The sequence below is a fragment of the Phyllobacterium sp. TAF24 genome, from assembly GCF_052113785.1.
In the GTDB taxonomy this organism is placed as follows: domain Bacteria; phylum Pseudomonadota; class Alphaproteobacteria; order Rhizobiales; family Rhizobiaceae; genus Phyllobacterium.
Map to the genome: position 1 here is coordinate 1 of NZ_JBFRDN010000024.1, position 16,602 is coordinate 16,602.

The 16,602-nt window shown below is 55.2% G+C and carries 16 protein-coding genes; 8 read left to right on the forward strand and 8 right to left on the reverse strand.

Translation table 11 applies throughout. From position 1 onward, the window contains the following. Positions 1-180: 180 nt before the first annotated feature. The 5 genes from AB4Y96_RS18940 to AB4Y96_RS18960 all read right to left on the reverse strand — a co-directional run bounded on the left by AB4Y96_RS18940 (position 181) and on the right by AB4Y96_RS18960 (position 5,579). Positions 181-1,872 carry an NAD+ synthase gene (locus AB4Y96_RS18940; protein ID WP_441919098.1) on the reverse strand — a complete coding sequence of 564 codons (1,692 nt, stop codon included), beginning with the start codon at positions 1,870-1,872 and terminating at the stop codon, positions 181-183. A 78-nt stretch (positions 1,873-1,950) separates the two neighbouring features. Beyond that, positions 1,951-2,301 carry a diacylglycerol kinase gene (locus AB4Y96_RS18945; RefSeq protein ID WP_091877622.1) on the reverse strand — a complete coding sequence of 117 codons (351 nt, stop codon included), beginning with the start codon at positions 2,299-2,301 and terminating at the stop codon, positions 1,951-1,953. A gap of 80 nt (positions 2,302-2,381) precedes the next feature. Then, a complete protein-coding gene (locus AB4Y96_RS18950; protein WP_441919100.1) occupies positions 2,382-2,801 on the reverse strand; it encodes a GFA family protein in 420 nt (139 codons plus the stop codon). A gap of 64 nt (positions 2,802-2,865) precedes the next feature. Further along, positions 2,866-4,053: a Na+/H+ antiporter NhaA gene (gene nhaA / locus AB4Y96_RS18955; protein WP_441919102.1), complete on the reverse strand. Its 1,188-nt coding sequence runs from the start codon at positions 4,051-4,053 to the stop codon at positions 2,866-2,868. A 146-nt stretch (positions 4,054-4,199) separates the two neighbouring features. Then, complete coding sequence (locus AB4Y96_RS18960) at positions 4,200-5,579, reverse strand: class II 3-deoxy-7-phosphoheptulonate synthase (protein ID WP_441919104.1); 1,380 nt, start codon at positions 5,577-5,579, stop codon at positions 4,200-4,202. Positions 5,580-5,786: 207 nt separating this feature from the next. Between AB4Y96_RS18960 and AB4Y96_RS18965 the strand changes: the two genes are divergently transcribed. Together AB4Y96_RS18965 and AB4Y96_RS18970 are read left to right on the forward strand one after the other, a co-directional pair. After that, the gene (locus tag AB4Y96_RS18965; protein ID WP_441919106.1) at positions 5,787-6,671 is read left to right on the forward strand and encodes an alpha/beta hydrolase family protein; all 885 of its coding nucleotides are present in this window, start codon (positions 5,787-5,789) and stop codon (positions 6,669-6,671) included. 180 nt (positions 6,672-6,851) lie between these two features. Further along, positions 6,852-7,460, forward strand: coding sequence for a class I SAM-dependent DNA methyltransferase (locus AB4Y96_RS18970; protein WP_441919108.1), 609 nt, complete (start codon positions 6,852-6,854; stop codon positions 7,458-7,460). A 72-nt stretch (positions 7,461-7,532) separates the two neighbouring features. Here the strand turns inward: AB4Y96_RS18970 and gor are convergent, their stop codons facing one another. From gor to rpiA, 3 genes are all read right to left on the reverse strand, one after another. After that, complete coding sequence (gor, locus tag AB4Y96_RS18975) at positions 7,533-8,924, reverse strand: glutathione-disulfide reductase (RefSeq protein WP_441919110.1); 1,392 nt, start codon at positions 8,922-8,924, stop codon at positions 7,533-7,535. Between the two features lie 119 nt (positions 8,925-9,043). Beyond that, positions 9,044-9,676 (reverse strand): DUF2059 domain-containing protein, encoded by a 633-nt coding sequence (locus tag AB4Y96_RS18980; protein ID WP_441919112.1) that lies wholly within the window; start codon positions 9,674-9,676, stop codon positions 9,044-9,046. A 37-nt stretch (positions 9,677-9,713) separates the two neighbouring features. Then, positions 9,714-10,409: a ribose-5-phosphate isomerase RpiA gene (gene rpiA / locus AB4Y96_RS18985; RefSeq protein ID WP_441919114.1), complete on the reverse strand. Its 696-nt coding sequence runs from the start codon at positions 10,407-10,409 to the stop codon at positions 9,714-9,716. Positions 10,410-10,591: 182 nt separating this feature from the next. On the opposite strand from rpiA, the gene AB4Y96_RS18990 reads away from it, so the two are divergent. From AB4Y96_RS18990 to AB4Y96_RS19015, 6 genes are all read left to right on the forward strand, one after another. After that, a complete protein-coding gene (locus AB4Y96_RS18990) occupies positions 10,592-11,275 on the forward strand; it encodes a phosphoglycolate phosphatase (RefSeq protein ID WP_441919116.1) in 684 nt (227 codons plus the stop codon). 187 nt (positions 11,276-11,462) lie between these two features. Continuing rightward, a complete protein-coding gene (locus tag AB4Y96_RS18995; RefSeq protein ID WP_441919118.1) occupies positions 11,463-12,017 on the forward strand; it encodes a BA14K family protein in 555 nt (184 codons plus the stop codon). Between the two features lie 241 nt (positions 12,018-12,258). After that, the gene (locus tag AB4Y96_RS19000) at positions 12,259-13,671 is read left to right on the forward strand and encodes a circularly permuted type 2 ATP-grasp protein (RefSeq protein WP_091877639.1); all 1,413 of its coding nucleotides are present in this window, start codon (positions 12,259-12,261) and stop codon (positions 13,669-13,671) included. Positions 13,672-13,743: 72 nt separating this feature from the next. Continuing rightward, the gene (locus AB4Y96_RS19005; RefSeq protein ID WP_113095685.1) at positions 13,744-14,685 is read left to right on the forward strand and encodes an alpha-E domain-containing protein; all 942 of its coding nucleotides are present in this window, start codon (positions 13,744-13,746) and stop codon (positions 14,683-14,685) included. Positions 14,686-14,690: 5 nt separating this feature from the next. Next, a complete protein-coding gene (locus tag AB4Y96_RS19010; protein ID WP_091877641.1) occupies positions 14,691-15,488 on the forward strand; it encodes a transglutaminase family protein in 798 nt (265 codons plus the stop codon). A gap of 32 nt (positions 15,489-15,520) precedes the next feature. Next, entirely contained in the window at positions 15,521-16,252 is a 732-nt protein-coding gene (locus AB4Y96_RS19015) for a proteasome-type protease (protein ID WP_091877642.1), read from the forward strand. Positions 16,253-16,602: the final 350 nt, after the last annotated feature.

The window sequence follows — 16,602 nt, forward strand, 5'->3', positions numbered from 1 at the left end:
CTATTGGTTCGTGGTTCGACAGGCTCACCATGAGGGAGATGGGTGGATGCAATGCTAATCACCAACATTGCAGAACTTGGCTCCCTTACATCACCCCTCTCCTCATCCTGAGCCTGTCGAAGGGCCTCATGGTGAGCTTGTCGAACCACGAACCCCATCATTGCAGATATAAATCTAAGACTAACTCCGATCCCTGAACCTGTTGGTAATCGGATAACGCCGGTCACGACCGAAATTCTTGCGTGTCACCTTCACACCCGGCGCGGACTGGCGACGCTTATATTCGGCGAGATAAAGCAGATGTTCGATCCGCTCGACCGTCTTGCGCTCATGTCCGCGCTCGACGATTTCATCCACGCCCATCTCGTTCTCAACCAGACATTCGAGAATATCATCGAGCACCGGATAGGGCGGCAGCGAATCCTGATCCGTCTGGTTTTCACGCAGTTCGGCTGAAGGGGCTTTGCTGATGATGTTTTCCGGGATCACCACGCCGGAAGGGCCAAGACCACCCGCCGGAACGTTTTTGTTGCGCCATTCTGACATGGCGTAGACCTGCATCTTGTAGATATCCTTGATCGGATTGTAGCCGCCGTTCATGTCGCCATAGAGGGTGGCATAGCCCACCGACATTTCCGACTTGTTGCCGGTGGTTACAACCATGGAGCCGAACTTGTTGGAGATGGCCATCAGGATCGTGCCACGCGCGCGGCTTTGCAGGTTTTCCTCGGTAATGCCTTGTTTGGTGCCCTCGAATGTTGGCCCAAGCGCTTTCAAAAAGCCCTCGACAGGCTCGAAAATCGGCACGATATCGTAGCGGCAGCCAAGCGCCTTGGCGCAATCTTCCGCATCCTTCAGCGAATCCTTCGACGTATAGGTGTAGGGCATCATGACGGCACGTAAGCGCTCTTCACCCAGCGCATCGACGGCCAGAGCCGCGCAGATCGCCGAGTCGATACCGCCGGAAAGGCCGAGCACCACATCCTTGAAGCCGTTCTTGTTGACATAATCGCGCAGCCCCAGCAGGCAGGCGCGATACTGCGCTTCCTCACCTTCAGGGATTTTCGACATGGGGCCTTCCGAGCAGGACCATCCGCCCTCGCCCCGCCGCCATGTGGTGACGATCAGCTGTTCCTCGAACTGCGACATCTGGAAAGCGATGCTCTTGTCCGCATTGAAGGCAAAGGATGCGCCATCGAAAATCAGATCGTCCTGACCGCCCAGCTGATTGGCGAAAATCAACGGCAGACCGGTCTCGATCACCTGACGCAGCACAACCTGATGGCGCACATCCACCTTGCCATTGTAATAGGGGGAGCCATTGGGAACGCACAGGATTTCCGCCCCGCTCTCGGCCAGCGTCTCGCAGACACCGAGATCGCCCCAGATATCCTCGCAGATCGGAATGCCGATGCGGATACCGCGGAAATTCACGGGTCCCGGCATTGGCCCCTGCTGAAACACGCGCTTTTCATCAAATTCGCCGTAATTTGGCAAATCAACCTTGAAGCGCTCCGCGATCACCTTGCCACCATCCAGCAGCAGAGCGGAATTGTGCAGCCCGCTTTCGCGCCGCAGCGGTGTGCCGATGATGACACCCGGCCCGCCATCTGATGTGTCAGCCGCGAATTCCTTGACGGCCTTTTCGCAGGCCTCGATGAATGCTGCCTTCAGCACGAGATCTTCAGGCGGATAGCCCGAAATGAACAGTTCTGTGAACAGGACAAGATCAGCACCCTGCCGCGCGGCATCTGCGCGGGCTTCGCGGGCTTTGGCCAGATTGCCCCTGATATCACCCAGAACAGGATTGAGCTGGGCGATGGCGATGCGGAGAATATCGGGAGTCACAGGATTTTTGCTCATACTGAACATATATCGTTTCGCTGGATGTTAAACAAGAGCCCGGAGCAAATTTGCCGCAGAGACAAAAGCTGCTCCGGCGACTCGGCTTCAGGCAATAAACACGGTCCACACCGTATAGAACCAGACGGTTGCCACAAGAACAACCGAGATCAATACGGCAAGTGAGCCGCAATCCTTGGCGATCTGGATGTCCCGCTGGAAATCCCGCGATACGGCGTTACAGGCGGCTTCAATGCCGGTATTGAGCACCTCAATCATGATCAGGAACAGCATCGAACCTGTCAGCGCCAGAAAGGAAAGCAGCGAGGGGGCAATGGCTGCGGCAACAGGAACTGAAAGGATAAAAAGGATCAGTTCCTGCTGAACTGCCTTTTCATGCACCGCCAGATGCCTGAGCGCGCGCATGGAATTGACGAATGCCAATAATAGCCGCTGCATGGTCCGCTCTCGTCCTTCCCGTAAACGGCAGCTATAAGGCCAGATCAGGCGGCGTCAATCCTTCAGATGTAATCGGGTAGTCATTCCCCAGCGACCACAACACCGCCGCCACTCGCCACATATTTCGGCAAGCCGTCATGAATGTCGTAATAGTCGCCCTTGTCACCAACGAAGATATGCACTTCGCCTTGCAGATTTGTCGGCTTGTCGAACGACCCTGCCATCACCGAGATGTAATCGAGATCATGATGTTTCCAGAACATCACCGAGCCGCAATTCTTGCAGAAACCGCGCGCCGCATATTCGCTGGCCGCGTACCATTTGATGTGTTCTTCACCTGTAATGGTAATGGCGTCATTTTGAACATTGGTTGCCGCGTAGAAATGGCCTGACTGTTTGCGGCACTGCGAGCAATGGCAATAAACAATCCCGCGCAGTTCACCGCGCGTCTTGAAGCGGATAGCGCCACACAGACATGATCCACTATGCAATTCCGACATCAGGACGGCCTCCCGTTCAACGCAGCAACATTGTAGGTCCGCGCCCGTGTCTCGCCTTTCGCGATCACGCCTTTGGCGACCGCGTCAACGACATGCGCAGAAGCGCAGCGCCAACAACGGCGGAAAGCAGCGACCCGAGCAGCACGCCCAGCTTTGTTTCATCCTGCAACAATGGCGAATTTGCGTATGCCAGAAGACCGATGAACAGGCTCATGGTGAAACCGATGCCGCAGAGGATCGAAACGCCATAAATCTGGAACCAGCTTGCCCCGGCGGGCCGTTCCGCCAGCTTGAGCTTGATGGCAAGGAACGCAAAGGCAAAAACGCCAATCTGCTTGCCGATGAAAAGACCGGCTGCCACGCCAAGCGGCACGGGATCAGCAAGATTGGACAGTGATACGCCGCTGAAGGAAACACCGGCATTGGCAAAACCGAAGATTGGCACGATGGCAAAGCCAACCCATGGCTGAATGGCATGCTCCAGCTTGAGAAGTGGCGATTCGACCGCCCCACTCTCATCTTTGGCGCCGCGCATTGGAATGGTCAGGGCGAGGAGCACACCGGCAATCGTCGCGTGAATGCCTGATTTGAACACCAGAATCCACAGAATGACGCCCAGAACGAGATAGGCCCAGAGCCGCACCATGCCCATACGATTCATCGCCATCAGAATGATGAACACAGCCGCCGCGCCTGCGACAGCGGCAATATTCAACCCACCCGAATAGAACAGCGCAATGATGATGACAGCACCGAGATCGTCGATAATGGCCAGCGCCGTCAGAAAAACCTTGAGCGACAGGGGAACGCGCGAGCCAAGCAGCGAGAGAACGCCAAGCGAAAAGGCGATATCGGTAGCCGAGGGAATGGCCCAGCCGCGTGCCGTTTCACCGCCACTGTTGAAGGCAAGAAAGATCAGTGCCGGAACAACCATGCCGCCGACCGCCGCAAAACCCGGCAATGCGCGGCGTGACCAGTTGGAAAGCTGGCCACTGATCATTTCACGTTTGATTTCGAGCCCCACCAGCAGGAAGAACACGGCCATTAGCGCATCATTCACCCAATGGAGAATGCTCAAACCGCCAATATAGGTCTTCAGAAGACCAAAATAGCCATCACTGAGGGGTGAGTTGGCAATGATCAGCGCCAATGCCGCCACCACCATCAGAATGATGCCACCAGAGGCCTCGCTCTCAATGAAGGAACGGAAAGACGATGTCAGGCGGATTCGGCGCGAAGGATTTGTGGTCATAAACCCTTGATAGAATCCATAGACACAAAATTCCAGCCAAAACGGGCGGATGTTCTGACAGATGTGTGATCTGCCCAAAGTTGTTACCCGCAAAACAAAGGGCGACCCGAAAGGCCGCCCTTTTATTTATCGATAGTGTCAGCGTATCAGCCGTTGACAGCGATCTTCTGTGGATGAGCGTTGCGTTCCTTCTTGAGAAGTTCTGCAACGAGGAATGCCAGTTCCAGTGCCTGATCGGCATTGAGACGTGGATCGCAATGGGTGTGGTAACGGTCCGACAGGTCTTCTGCCGAAATCGCCCGCGCACCGCCGGTGCATTCCGTGACGTTCTTGCCGGTCATTTCGATGTGGATGCCACCGGGATAGGTGCCTTCCGCGTGATGAACTGCAAAAAATCCTTCAACTTCCTTCAGGATACGGTCGAAAGGCCGTGTCTTGTAGCCATTGGCCGTGATCGTGTTGCCATGCATCGGATCACAGGACCAGACCACATCGCGGCCTTCCTTCTGTACCGCACGGATGAGCTTGGGCAGATGATCGCCAATCTTGTCATGGCCAAAACGGGCAATGAGGGTCAGACGGCCAGCTTCGTTCTCCGGATTAAGCACATCGATCAGCTTGATGAGATCATCAGGCTCCAGTGAAGGACCACACTTGAGGCCAAGCGGGTTCTTGATGCCACGGCAATATTCCACATGGGCATGATCAGCCTGACGTGTGCGGTCGCCGATCCAGATCATGTGGCCAGACGTGCCGTACCAGTCGCCAGAGGTTGAATCCACGCGGGTCAGCGCTTCTTCATAGCCAAGCAGCAAGCCTTCATGGCTGGTGTAGAAATCCGTCTCACGCAGCGTGTGGTTGGTTTCCGAAGTAATGCCAACGGCGCGCATGAAATCCATCGTGTCGGAAATCGTGCGGGCCAAGGATTCATAACGTTCGCCCTGCGGGCTATCCGAAACGAAGCCAAGCATCCACTGGTGCACGTTTTCAAGGTTGGCATAACCACCCTGAGCGAAAGCGCGCAACAGGTTCAGCGTTGCCGCTGACTGGCGGTAAACCATTTCCTGACGGCTTGGATCGGGGATGCGGGCAGCTTCGGTGAATTCCGTGCCATTGATGATGTCACCGCGATATACAGGCAACTCAATACCACCAATGGTTTCCGTATCCGCCGAGCGTGGCTTGGCGAACTGGCCAGCAATACGGCCAATCTTCACAACGGGCTGCGACGCACCAAAAGTCAGCACGACAGCCATTTGCAGAAACACGCGGAAAAAGTCGCGGATATTGTCCGCGCCATGCTCGGCAAAGCTCTCGGCGCAATCGCCGCCCTGCAGAAGAAAGCCCTGCCCTTTGGAGACGGCTGCGAGCTGGCGCTTCAGCTTTCGCGCCTCACCTGCAAAAACGAGTGGCGGATAAGTGCGAAGACGGGCCTCGACATCGCTCACAGCTTGAGCGTCCGGATAGAAAGGAGCCTGTTTGATCGGCTTGTTTCTCCAGGAAGTCGGTGTCCAGTTCTTCGTCATTATTGCACCTGTTTTCGATTGTCCGCACTGGTTAGTGATGGTTTGCGATTTCCGGTTGCTCCGGAAGGCGCTCATATAGTGGAAATATCCCCAATATACCAGTCCTATACCAATCCCGTTAAGGTTTGAGGCTGGAACGCGAAATCGAGATTGTCGCAAGCGCCATTTTGATTTACGTTAACGTTAAAGTCAAAGTTGGAGCGACCAATGCGCGATATCGCTTTTGAAGCCTCGGATGGCTTTCCTCTGCATGGCACCATGTTTGAAGGCAAGGGTGATGGTCCTGCGGTTCTGATCTCGTCTGCGGCGGCCGTTCCCAATACATTTTACCGCCACTTTGCCGGTGAATTGCTCGCCTCAGGTGCTTCAAAAGTGCTGACTTACGACTATCGCGGCGTGACAAAATCCAAGACGCCGAAGGGTTGGACGTCGCGCTTGGGTATGAAAGACTGGGGCGTGCTGGATTTCCCGGCGGCTATTGATGTGCTGAAGCAGGCTGCAAATGGCAAACCGCTTGTTGGCATAGGCCATTCCTATGGTGGTCTTGCCCTTGGTCTCAGCAATCGCTCTGCGGATTTTGTGCGCTATACGTCGATGGCATCGCTCAACGGCTATTACCGCAACACGGCCGTACCCTTTTCCGTCTTTGCCAAGATGAACCTTATTGCCCTGCCATTGGCGCTTTCGCTCGGACGCCTGCCGAAATGGAGCGGTATTGGCGAAGAACTTCCCGGTAGCGTGTTTCAGGACTGGGCGCGCTGGTGCCGCAGTCCGAACTTCCTCTTCGGCGATGCGAGAACGCCGGAGTCAAAGTACTTTCAGTCGGTCCGCATCCCCCTGCTCGCGGTCGGCATCACCGACGATCCTTGGGGAACGCCCAAAGCGGTTGACCACCTGCTGGCTCACTATGCCAATGCACCGACAACGCAGTTGTGGCTCTCGCCGGAACAATCCACGGGCGGCGCGGTGGGTCATCTCGGTTTCTTCCGCAAAAATCATGTGGCCACCCTATGGCCGCCGGTCATTGACTGGCTGTTGCATGAAACAATCCCGCAAGGGGCAATTCAGCGCGAAGAAAAGCGCGTCGCCTAGGTTAGTAGAACCTTTCAACTTCTCGCTCTGCCATTCAGGCGCCGGTCGCGGATTGTCCCTTCCGGATGGCCACCGTCAGCGTGGAGGCATTCGGCAATCAAAATAGAATCGACTTCAATGTGCAGGATGATACCCTCACGACAAAACAATCGATGATTAGCCAGATGACAGGAGGAAAAGATGACCAAGCCGACCGAATCGCTGGCAAAAAATCTTCAGACAATCGCCTCCTATGAGGACTATGCGGAACAGTACAATACAATTGTGGGAGAGCTTCCGAACGCCAATGGTATAGAAGGCCTAAGGCGCGTTGCCGCAATCGCCGGTGCAGGTGGCCATATACTTGAAATCGGATCCGGACCGGGCCGCGATGCGGACTTCCTTGAGACTCTCGGCGCTCAGATCAGGCGTACCGACGCGACGCAGCGGTTTCTCGACCTGCAGGCGGCGCGCGGCAAGAAGGGTGATCTTCTCAACGTCATCACCGACGATCTTGGCGGCCCCTATGATGCGGTTGTGGCCCTGTGTGTGCTCATTCATGTGGCGCGCGATCAGATCGATCCGGTTCTTGCAAAGATAATGCGGTCACTGCGGCCGGGAGGTGCCTTCCTTGTATCAATGCGCGATGGTCACGGCGAGAAGAATGGCAATTACCATACGGTGTACTGGACGAAAGACGATTTCGCGGCACGCATTGAAAGCGCCAGAATGAGCATTGTCTGGGACAAGTTCAATATTGGCGGTGATGGCGACGGGTGGAACACATTTCTGGCGGTGAAGCCATCATAACCGGCGCTGGGTGCTTGCACAGCCATAACCGACACAGGCGGCCATATCCGGCCGCCTGACAACTGTCCGGCATCAGTCGATCCGCGCGCCATCCACGACGCGGTATGTGGGTTTGTACATGGTCACCAGTTCCTCAGCCGCTGTCGGATGGACGGCCATGGTGCGGTCAAAGTCTTCCTTGGTACAGCCGGCTTTCATGGGAATAGCCAGAAGCTGCGCCATTTCACCCGCATCGGGTCCAAGAATATGTGCGCCAATGACTTTCCGGCTGGCCGCATCGACAATCAGCTTGATCAGCATCTTTTCTTTGCTACCGGAAAGCGTATTGCGCATCGGGCGGAACACCGCGCGATAAACCTCGATCTCCTTGAATTTCTGCGCCGCATCCTGCTCGGTCAGACCGACCGTGCCAATTTCAGGCTGCGAGAAAACAGCTGTGGCGATCAGTTCATGATCCGGCTTCGTCGGATTGTTCTTGAAGACAGTCTCAAGGAAACACATGGCTTCGTGGATCGCGACGGGAGTCAATTGTACCCGGTTGGTAACATCACCAACGGCCCAGATATTGTCCTTACTGGTACGCGAATATTCATCCACCTTGATTGCACCCTGCTCATCGACGGCGACACCGGCAGCTTCAAGACCAAGGGATTTTGTATTCGGCACACGCCCGATAGCCAGCATGACCTGATCGGCGGGGATGACGTCACCACCGGACAGGTGCACGCGCTTGCGTCCATCATCGCCGCGCTCGACCTTGGTAATGATCTCCGTGACGCGAATGTGGATGCCCTTCTCGACCATGGCCGCATGCAGCATATGGCGCAAATCCTGATCGAAGCGCGAGAGTATCTCCTTGCCGCGATAGACAAGTGTCGTCTCGACCCCGAGACCATGGAAAATATTGGCAAACTCCACCGCGATATAACCGCCACCCTCGATCACAATGGATTTGGGCAACAGGTCGAGATGAAACGTTTCATTGGAGCTGATGCAGAGTTCATTACCCGGCAATGAGGGATGCGGGCTTGGATGACCGCCGGTGGCAAGCAGGATGTGGTCGGCGGTTACCCGCTTGCCGGAGTTCAAAATCTCGACCGTGTGATCGTCGATCAACACAGCACGGCTTTCAAAAATCTCCACTTCGGAGTTCTCAAGCCCCTTGCGATAGAGCCCTTCCAGACGCGCAATTTCGCGGTCCTTGTTGGCGATCAGCGTTGGCCAATCGAACTTGGTTTCGCCGACAGTCCAGCCATAGCCTACAGCGGCATCGAAATGTTCCTGAAACTGCGACGCATAGACAAAGAGCTTCTTGGGCACGCAACCGCGGATAACACACGTACCGCCCATACGATACTCTTCGGCCAGCCCGACCCGTTTGCCCATGGCGCCCGCCAGACGTCCGGCACGTACCCCACCGGAGCCGCCGCCGATGACAAAGAGGTCATAGTCATAGGTCGCCATTCAAAACACTCCGAATCCGTTCAATTACTGATCACCATATATGGGTTCTATAGCGCGGCTTTAAAAGAACAAAGCCCGGCTGTTACACCGGGCTTTGCAATTCTTCAGAAAGGTAAAGTTTATGGCTTCGGCTTGGCCGGTGCAGCTGGCTTGGCAGGTGCCTTTGCCGGTGCCTTGGCGGGAGCCGCCGGGGCTTCCGGCGCTAGGGGCGTTTCTGCGGCAGCAGGTGCCGGTGTTACCGGAGCAGTCGCAGCGGCCGCGGCAACAATCTTCTCGGCGACCGCCTGTGCGAGATCCCGCGCGATGCCATTGCGCCAGATGCTGGCTGCCTTCATGACTTCGCGGGTTGCAATCGGGCCTTCCGACAAGAGCTTCTTGCCAGCAGGTGAATTGTAGAAGCCGGTAATGGCATTCAGCTCTTCTTCGCTAAACGAAACCGCATAGGCACGGGCCGCTTCGTTTTCAAGATCAACGCGGCGCGCAGCCAAGGCCAAAGCCTGTTCGTCAACAGCGGCACTGATGATGGATTCGAGATTCGGGTCCTTCTCGATCAACTGGGCCTTTAGAGCCTGCGCGGCATCCGGCAAGATCCCGTCGAATGCATCCGTTGCCTTGATCGCCGAAATTGCAGCGCGTGCGGCGGAAAGATGCGATGGGGTAATTTCCTGCGCCTGTGCGGTATAAAGACTGCCCAGCATGATTACGACAGACAGAGGTGCAATCAAACGGCGAAAGCCAGTTGCTCGGTTCATGGATTTATTGCTCCGTTTTCTCTCAAGACTTTGCCCTTTAGGGCTGTGTTCGTGTTCGTATACCGTCTGCACCGGCTAAAATAGCCACGCGCGCCAGCCCCAGAAATAGTCCGTGCTCCACAACACCAGGTATGGCGTGCAGAGCGTTTGATAACGCTCTTGTATCCGGAATGCGGCCAAAAGATGCATCCAGGATCAAATGCCCGCCGTCTGTAACAAATGCTTCGCCTCCCGTCATCCTCAATGTAAGGGAACCGGAAAGATCGAGGTCAGAAGCAGCCTTTTCTATCGCAATTTTCGTTGCGGCAAGTCCAAATCGATTGACTTCAATCGGCAACGGGAACTTGCCAAGCGTCTCGACATTCTTCGACTCGTCCGCAATCACCACCATCTGGGCCGATGCCGCAGCGACAATCTTCTCGCGCAACAACGCACCGCCGCCGCCTTTGATCAAGGCTAATTCGGGACCGATCTCGTCAGCGCCATCAATCGTCAAATCGAGGACAGGCGTTTCTTCCAGCGTCGTCAGCTTTACACCAAGCTCCAGGCAAAGAGCTGCCGTGCGCTCGGACGTCGGGACACCGATGATATCAAGGCCCGCAGCAACCTTTTCCGCCAGAAGCCTGACAAACTCCTCGGCGGTCGAGCCAGTGCCTATTCCCAGACGCATACCATCCTTGACATAGGTCAGCGCTTCGGCCGCTGCCTTGATCTTCAATGTCCTGGGGTCCATCCGGGTGCCTCTCCTCGCTTTGACTTGACACTTGGCTCCCTAACACGTCAGACACCCGGGTCAAGGCTCGATACTTGATTTCGTCAGATAGTTATGTGCGAGTGTCAGTTCCGGCGGAGGGCGCCACGCCGGAAACACATAAATCCCAAGTCTCAATCCTAACGTTAGATATAGGTCTGCAAATGTCCAAACCCATTGTTGTTTTCGACCTTGATGGCACCCTGGTCGATACCGCGCCTGACTTGCTTGATAGTTTGAATCACTGCCTGCATGAAGCCGGAATGAAAAAAATCGATCCCGTGGCGTTGCGTCGCTACGTCGGACAAGGCGGGCGCGTGATGATCGAACGCGCTTTTGAGGCGCAGCAGAAAATGCTCAGCCCCGAACAGCTTGATTGGCTGGTGGGTCTGTTTCTCGAACATTACAGCAAGAATATGCCCGGCCATTCGGCCCTTTATGAAGGCGTCGAAGCCGTCATGGACGATCTCTCGCAGGCCGGTTATCTCCTTGCAGTCTGCACGAACAAGTTCGAAGGACTTTCCGTCAGCCTGTTGACCGCACTTGGCCAGACATCCCGCTTTGCCGCCATTTGCGGTTCAGACACGTTTGCATTTCGCAAGCCTGACCCGCGCCACCTCTTTGAGACCATAGCAAAAGCCGGTGGAGATCGGGATCGCGCCTTGATGGTTGGCGACAGCCACACCGATATCGCCACGGCCAAGGCCGCTGGAATCCCCGTTATCGCCGTGGACTTCGGTTATTCAGACCTGCCCGTATCGACCTATGAACCAAGCAAGGTCATTTCACACTATCGTGAATTGAATATTCAACTTGCCGAACGCTTGATCAACGCCGTCAACGCCTGATTTTGCTGGTTCTACTGGCTTTCAGCTTCCTCCTGCATCCCCCTGTCGGGATGGGAATGGTGGAACAATTACTGCAATCATGCGTTGCAGTTTTTGATCGATACTATGCCGAGTGGTGTATTATCCGACATTTCTTCACTCTTATTTGAAAGCGGAGATTTCGAGCTTCGTGATTTCAGGAGGAAATATGAGAAAGCTTATTTCGTTCTTTACAGCGGCGGCCATGTCCATCGGTATGCTTTCTGCAAGCACCGTGGCCGGTTACTCCGCTCCCATTGTGCCGCAATCGATTGAAGGCAATTCGCAGGTTCTGCTAGTCAGAGATCACGGCAATTGGCGCATGCGCCCGCTTCGCGGCGGTGATCGTGGTTGGCGCGGTGATCGCGGCTGGCGCGGCGGTGATCATTGGCGCGGCGGCGGCTGGCGCGGTGATCGTGGCTGGCGTGGTGATCGCGGTTGGCGCGGTAACAGGGGCTGGCGCGGCGATCGCTGGTACAGAGGTCATCGCGGCTATTATGGCGATTATCGGCCCGGGTATCGCTATTATGACGGCGCGTGGTTCCCTCTGGCAGCATTTGCCGGTGCTGTGATTGTGGGCAATGCCATCAACAATGACCGTATTGTCAGCCGTGGGTCGAGCTATCACACCCGCGCGTGCTACAATCGCTACCGGTCTTATCGGGCCTATGACAATACCTATCAGCCCAATAACGGTCCTCGCCGTCAGTGCATTACCCGCTAAGGCATAATTGACGACACATGATTCCCGAACCTGGCCGCAGACGCGGCCGGGTTTCTTTTTGTCATTCATTTCAATGCTGTAAACAGCCTATGCTTTAACCGCAGGGCCCCTTTGACTTGCCTCAAACGTGGCAGGCCTGCTCATTTTTTGGGCGATTTTCAGCGTTGCAGCGCAAATAGCGGAATGTGCTTGCATTTTTTTCCCAACGCGCTTGAATGAACGTGTCTGAAGGGGATTATGAGTGAAGCCATTTGATGAGATGATCAAAACCGGCGGTCAGGTACGCCCGCCATATGAACAACTGCAATGCTGGCTTGATACCCAGAACCCGGAAAGGTTTGCGCAGAAAGCGCGCGATGCAGAAAATGTCTTTCGCAAGACCGGGATTACCTTCGCCGTCTATGGCGATGAGGAAGCGGCAGAGCGCCTGATACCATTCGATATCATCCCACGCATCATCACCGGCAATGAATGGCGACGACTGTCGCAGGGCATCGAACAGCGCGTAATGGCCCTCAATGCTTTCCTTGATGACATTTATCACCGTCAGGAAATTATTCGCGCAGGCCGTATCCCGCGGGAACTTTTCACCCACAACGATGCCTTCCTGCCCGAGATGGTGGGTTTCCGGCCACCCGGCAATGTTTACACCCATATTATTGGTGTCGACATCGTCCGAACCGAAGAAAATCAGTTCTACGTTCTCGAAGACAATGCCCGCACGCCGTCAGGTGTTTCCTATATGCTGGAAAACCGCGAAACGATGATGCAGCTGTTTCCGGAACTGTTCCAGCAGATCAAGGTCCGGCCTGTCGAAACCTACCCCAAATTGCTGCGGCAATCGCTGGCCGCCGTCGCGCCTCCCGGTTGTAACGGCACGCCGACAATCGCAGTTCTTACTCCCGGCATTTACAACTCAGCCTATTTCGAACATGCGTTTCTGGCCGATCAGATGGGTGTCGAGCTTGTCGAGGGCAGTGATCTCAAGATCGAGAACGGCAAGGTGGTCATGCGCACCACCGAGGGCAACCGCGCTATCGACGTGCTCTACCGGCGCGTGGACGATTCCTATCTCGATCCCCTCACCTTCCGCCGCGATTCAACGCTCGGCGTTGCCGGAATCATGGATGTCTACCGTTCGGGCAATATCACCATCGCCAATGCTCCCGGCACCGGTATTGCCGATGACAAGGCGCTTTATTCCTACATGCCAGAGATTGTCGAGTTCTATACGGGCCGCAAGGCGATCCTTGAAAATGTTCCGACACATCGCTGCTCCGAGCCGGATACATTGAAATATGTGCTGGAAAATCTGGCGGAGCTTGTCGTCAAGGAAGTGCATGGTTCGGGCGGTTACGGGATGCTTGTCGGCCCGGCGGCTACAAAGAAAGAGTGCGAAGATTTTGCGCTGAAACTCAAAGCCAATCCAAAGAACTATATCGCCCAGCCAACGCTTGCCCTGTCGACAACACCGATCATGACCGAAAAAGGCTTGGCGCCGCGTCACGTGGACCTGCGCCCCTTCGTTCTCGTATCAGACCGCATCCGCATCACGCCGGGCGGCCTGACGCGCGTGGCACTGAAAGAAGGCTCGCTCGTGGTCAATTCCAGTCAGGGAGGCGGAACAAAAGACACCTGGGTTCTCGACGACTGATCGCTTTGAATGGGGAATGAGGGCTGCCACAGACGGCCCCGTCAATAAATAAAAGAGGGATACAACCGAAACATGCTTCTTGGTCGCACCGCGAATGGTCTCTACTGGATGTTCCGCTATATCGAGCGGGCAGAGAATATGGCGCGTCTCATCGACGCCGGTTTGCGGATGGCTTTGACAAAAACCTCCGATGCACCGGAGGAATGGTCTTCCGTATTGATGAGTGCCGGCGTAAAAATCGGTTATGACGCAAAATACAGCGAGTACAATGCCAGCCTCGTCTCGGATTTTCTGTTGCGGGACCTCAGCAATCCATCGAGCGTGATGTCATGCGTTGAAACCGCCCGTTCCAACGCCCGCATGGTGCGCACGGCGCTGACCCGCGAGGCATGGGAAAGCGTCAATGAGACGTGGATGATCCTGAAATCCACCCTCGCCTCAGCCATTCCGGAAACCGATCTTCCGCGCGTTCTGGACCAGATCAAGCGCGAAACCGCCATCATCCGCGGCGCCTTCCATGGCACGATGCTGCGCAACGAGATTTTCAACTTTGCCCGGCTGGGCACCTTTATCGAGCGGGCCGATAATACCGCACGCATTCTCGACGTGAAATATTATGTGCTGCTGCCCTCGATTTCCTATGTCGGCACGACGCTCGATAATTTTCAGTGGGAGTCGATCCTGCGCTCGGTTTCAGCGCACCGCTCCTATCGCTGGGTCTATGATGTCGAATACAATCCGGTGAATATTGCGGATTATCTGATCCTCAACTCGCGCATGCCGCGTTCGCTGAATTTCTGCTATTCGAACATCGTCGATAATCTCAAATATCTTGCCAGTGATTATGGCAAGCGGCATGAATGCCACGATATGTCGGAAAACATCATGACTCGGCTCGAGAACAACGAAATTCGCAGCATTTTCGACAACGGCCTGCACGAATTTCTGAGTGACCTGATCTATCAAACCAATGGTCTCGGCAGCAAAATCGCCGAAGCCTATAACTTTGATTGAAAATCATGCTTCTGAACATCAAGCACACCTCCCGCTATCAATATGACTATCCGGTGCAATACGCTGTCCAGCGGTTGCGTCTGCAGCCGTCAAGCTCTCCGGGGCAGAAAGTCATTGATTGGAACGTGACCGTCAGCGGCGCCGAGCAGGAAGCGAGTTATCGCGACGGCTATGGCAACCGCACCCAGCTTGTGCGGCTTGATCGCGACGTCAAGGAACTCGTCATCGAGGCGACGGGACAGGTGGAAACCGAAGACCGCTCCGGCGTATTAGGCAAGGTCTACAATTTTATGCCCATCTGGCTTTATGAGCGTGAAACGGAGCTGACAAAGCCCGGAGATGCCATAAAACAGCTGGCGGCAAGCCTTAAAGTCACAAATGACAGGCTGGCGGTTATGCACGAGCTGATGACCACGCTGCACAAGGTTGTCGCCTATACGCCGGGAACGACCAACATCACCACCACGGCCGAGGAAGCCCTCACCCTTGGGACGGGCGTCTGTCAGGATCACACCCATGTTTTCCTCGCGGTTGCCCGCGTATTGAAAATCCCTGCCCGCTACGTTTCGGGGTATCTGATGATGCTGGATAGCATCGAGCAGACAGCCACCCATGCCTGGGCGGAAGCACATATTGACGGATTGGGCTGGGTGGGTTTCGACGCAGCCAATGATATCTGCCCGAACGAGCATTATATCCGTGTTGCCTGCGGCCTCGACTACAACGAAGCCTCGCCAATTTCCGGTATGCGCTTCGGTCCCGGCATGGAATCACTTGCCGTCGACCTCAATGTAGAGCAGTAATCGCCGAGATTTTTTAGAATTCGGGATTCGCTATGACCTATTGCGTCGGGCTTAAATTGGATCGTGGGCTTGTGTTCATGTCGGACACGAGAACCAATGCCGGCGTCGACAACATCTCCACGTTCAAGAAGATGTACACATGGGCAAAGCCCGGTGACCGCGTTATTACACTGCTGTCATCAGGCAATCTTGCCACCACCCAGACGGTCATCAGCATTCTCAACGAGCGGACAAAGATCCCTTCCGAGCGCGCACCATCGATCTTTGACATGCCATCCATGTTCCAGACGGCGAAGCTGGTGGGCGATACGATCAAAAGCGTCATTCACGATGTGGATTCCGATGGCCAGCGCGCCGATTCCTTCGGCGCATCGATTATTCTCGGCGGCCAGATAAAGGGCGGCGAACCACGCCTGTTCCTCATCTATCCCGAAGGCAATTTCATTGAATCATCCCCAGATACGCCGTTTTTCCAGATTGGCGAGCACAAATACGGCAAGCCGATTATTGTACGCTCCTACGATCCGGCAATGACATTTGAAGAAGCGACCAAGCTGCTGTTCGTGTCCTTCGATTCCACACTAAAATCCAATCTTTCGGTCGGATTGCCGCTGGATATGCAGTTCTATGAAGCCGACAGCCTCAAACTCGGCTTCGAAAAACGCATCGAGCGCAATGACCCCTATTACGAAGCCATTTCCGAAGGCTGGTCACAGGCCCTGAAACTGGCGTTCCAAAGCCTGCCTACGTTCAAGATTGAATAGAGCAGGCTCCACTCTCTACAACCCACCTATCTCCGTCATCCTCGGGCCTGACCCGAGGACCCACAGCTCAGGAGATCAGATGAATCCGGATATTCACCGCTTTAAGTTAGGGGTCCTCGGGTCAAGCCCGAGGATGACGGAGAGTTGGGTGCTTTCGGATGACAGAGATGGATGGGTTGCAGGAAGTTAAATTCTGCAACATGGGTGACTACCGTTGCAGCGCTCCACTCTCCCTCCCCATTCGTTGCACAACTATTGGTGCGTGGTTCGTGGTTCGACAAGCTCACCATGAGGGGCTTGGGTGGATGCAACGATAATCGCAAACATTCCATCGCTAATGTTGCAGAACT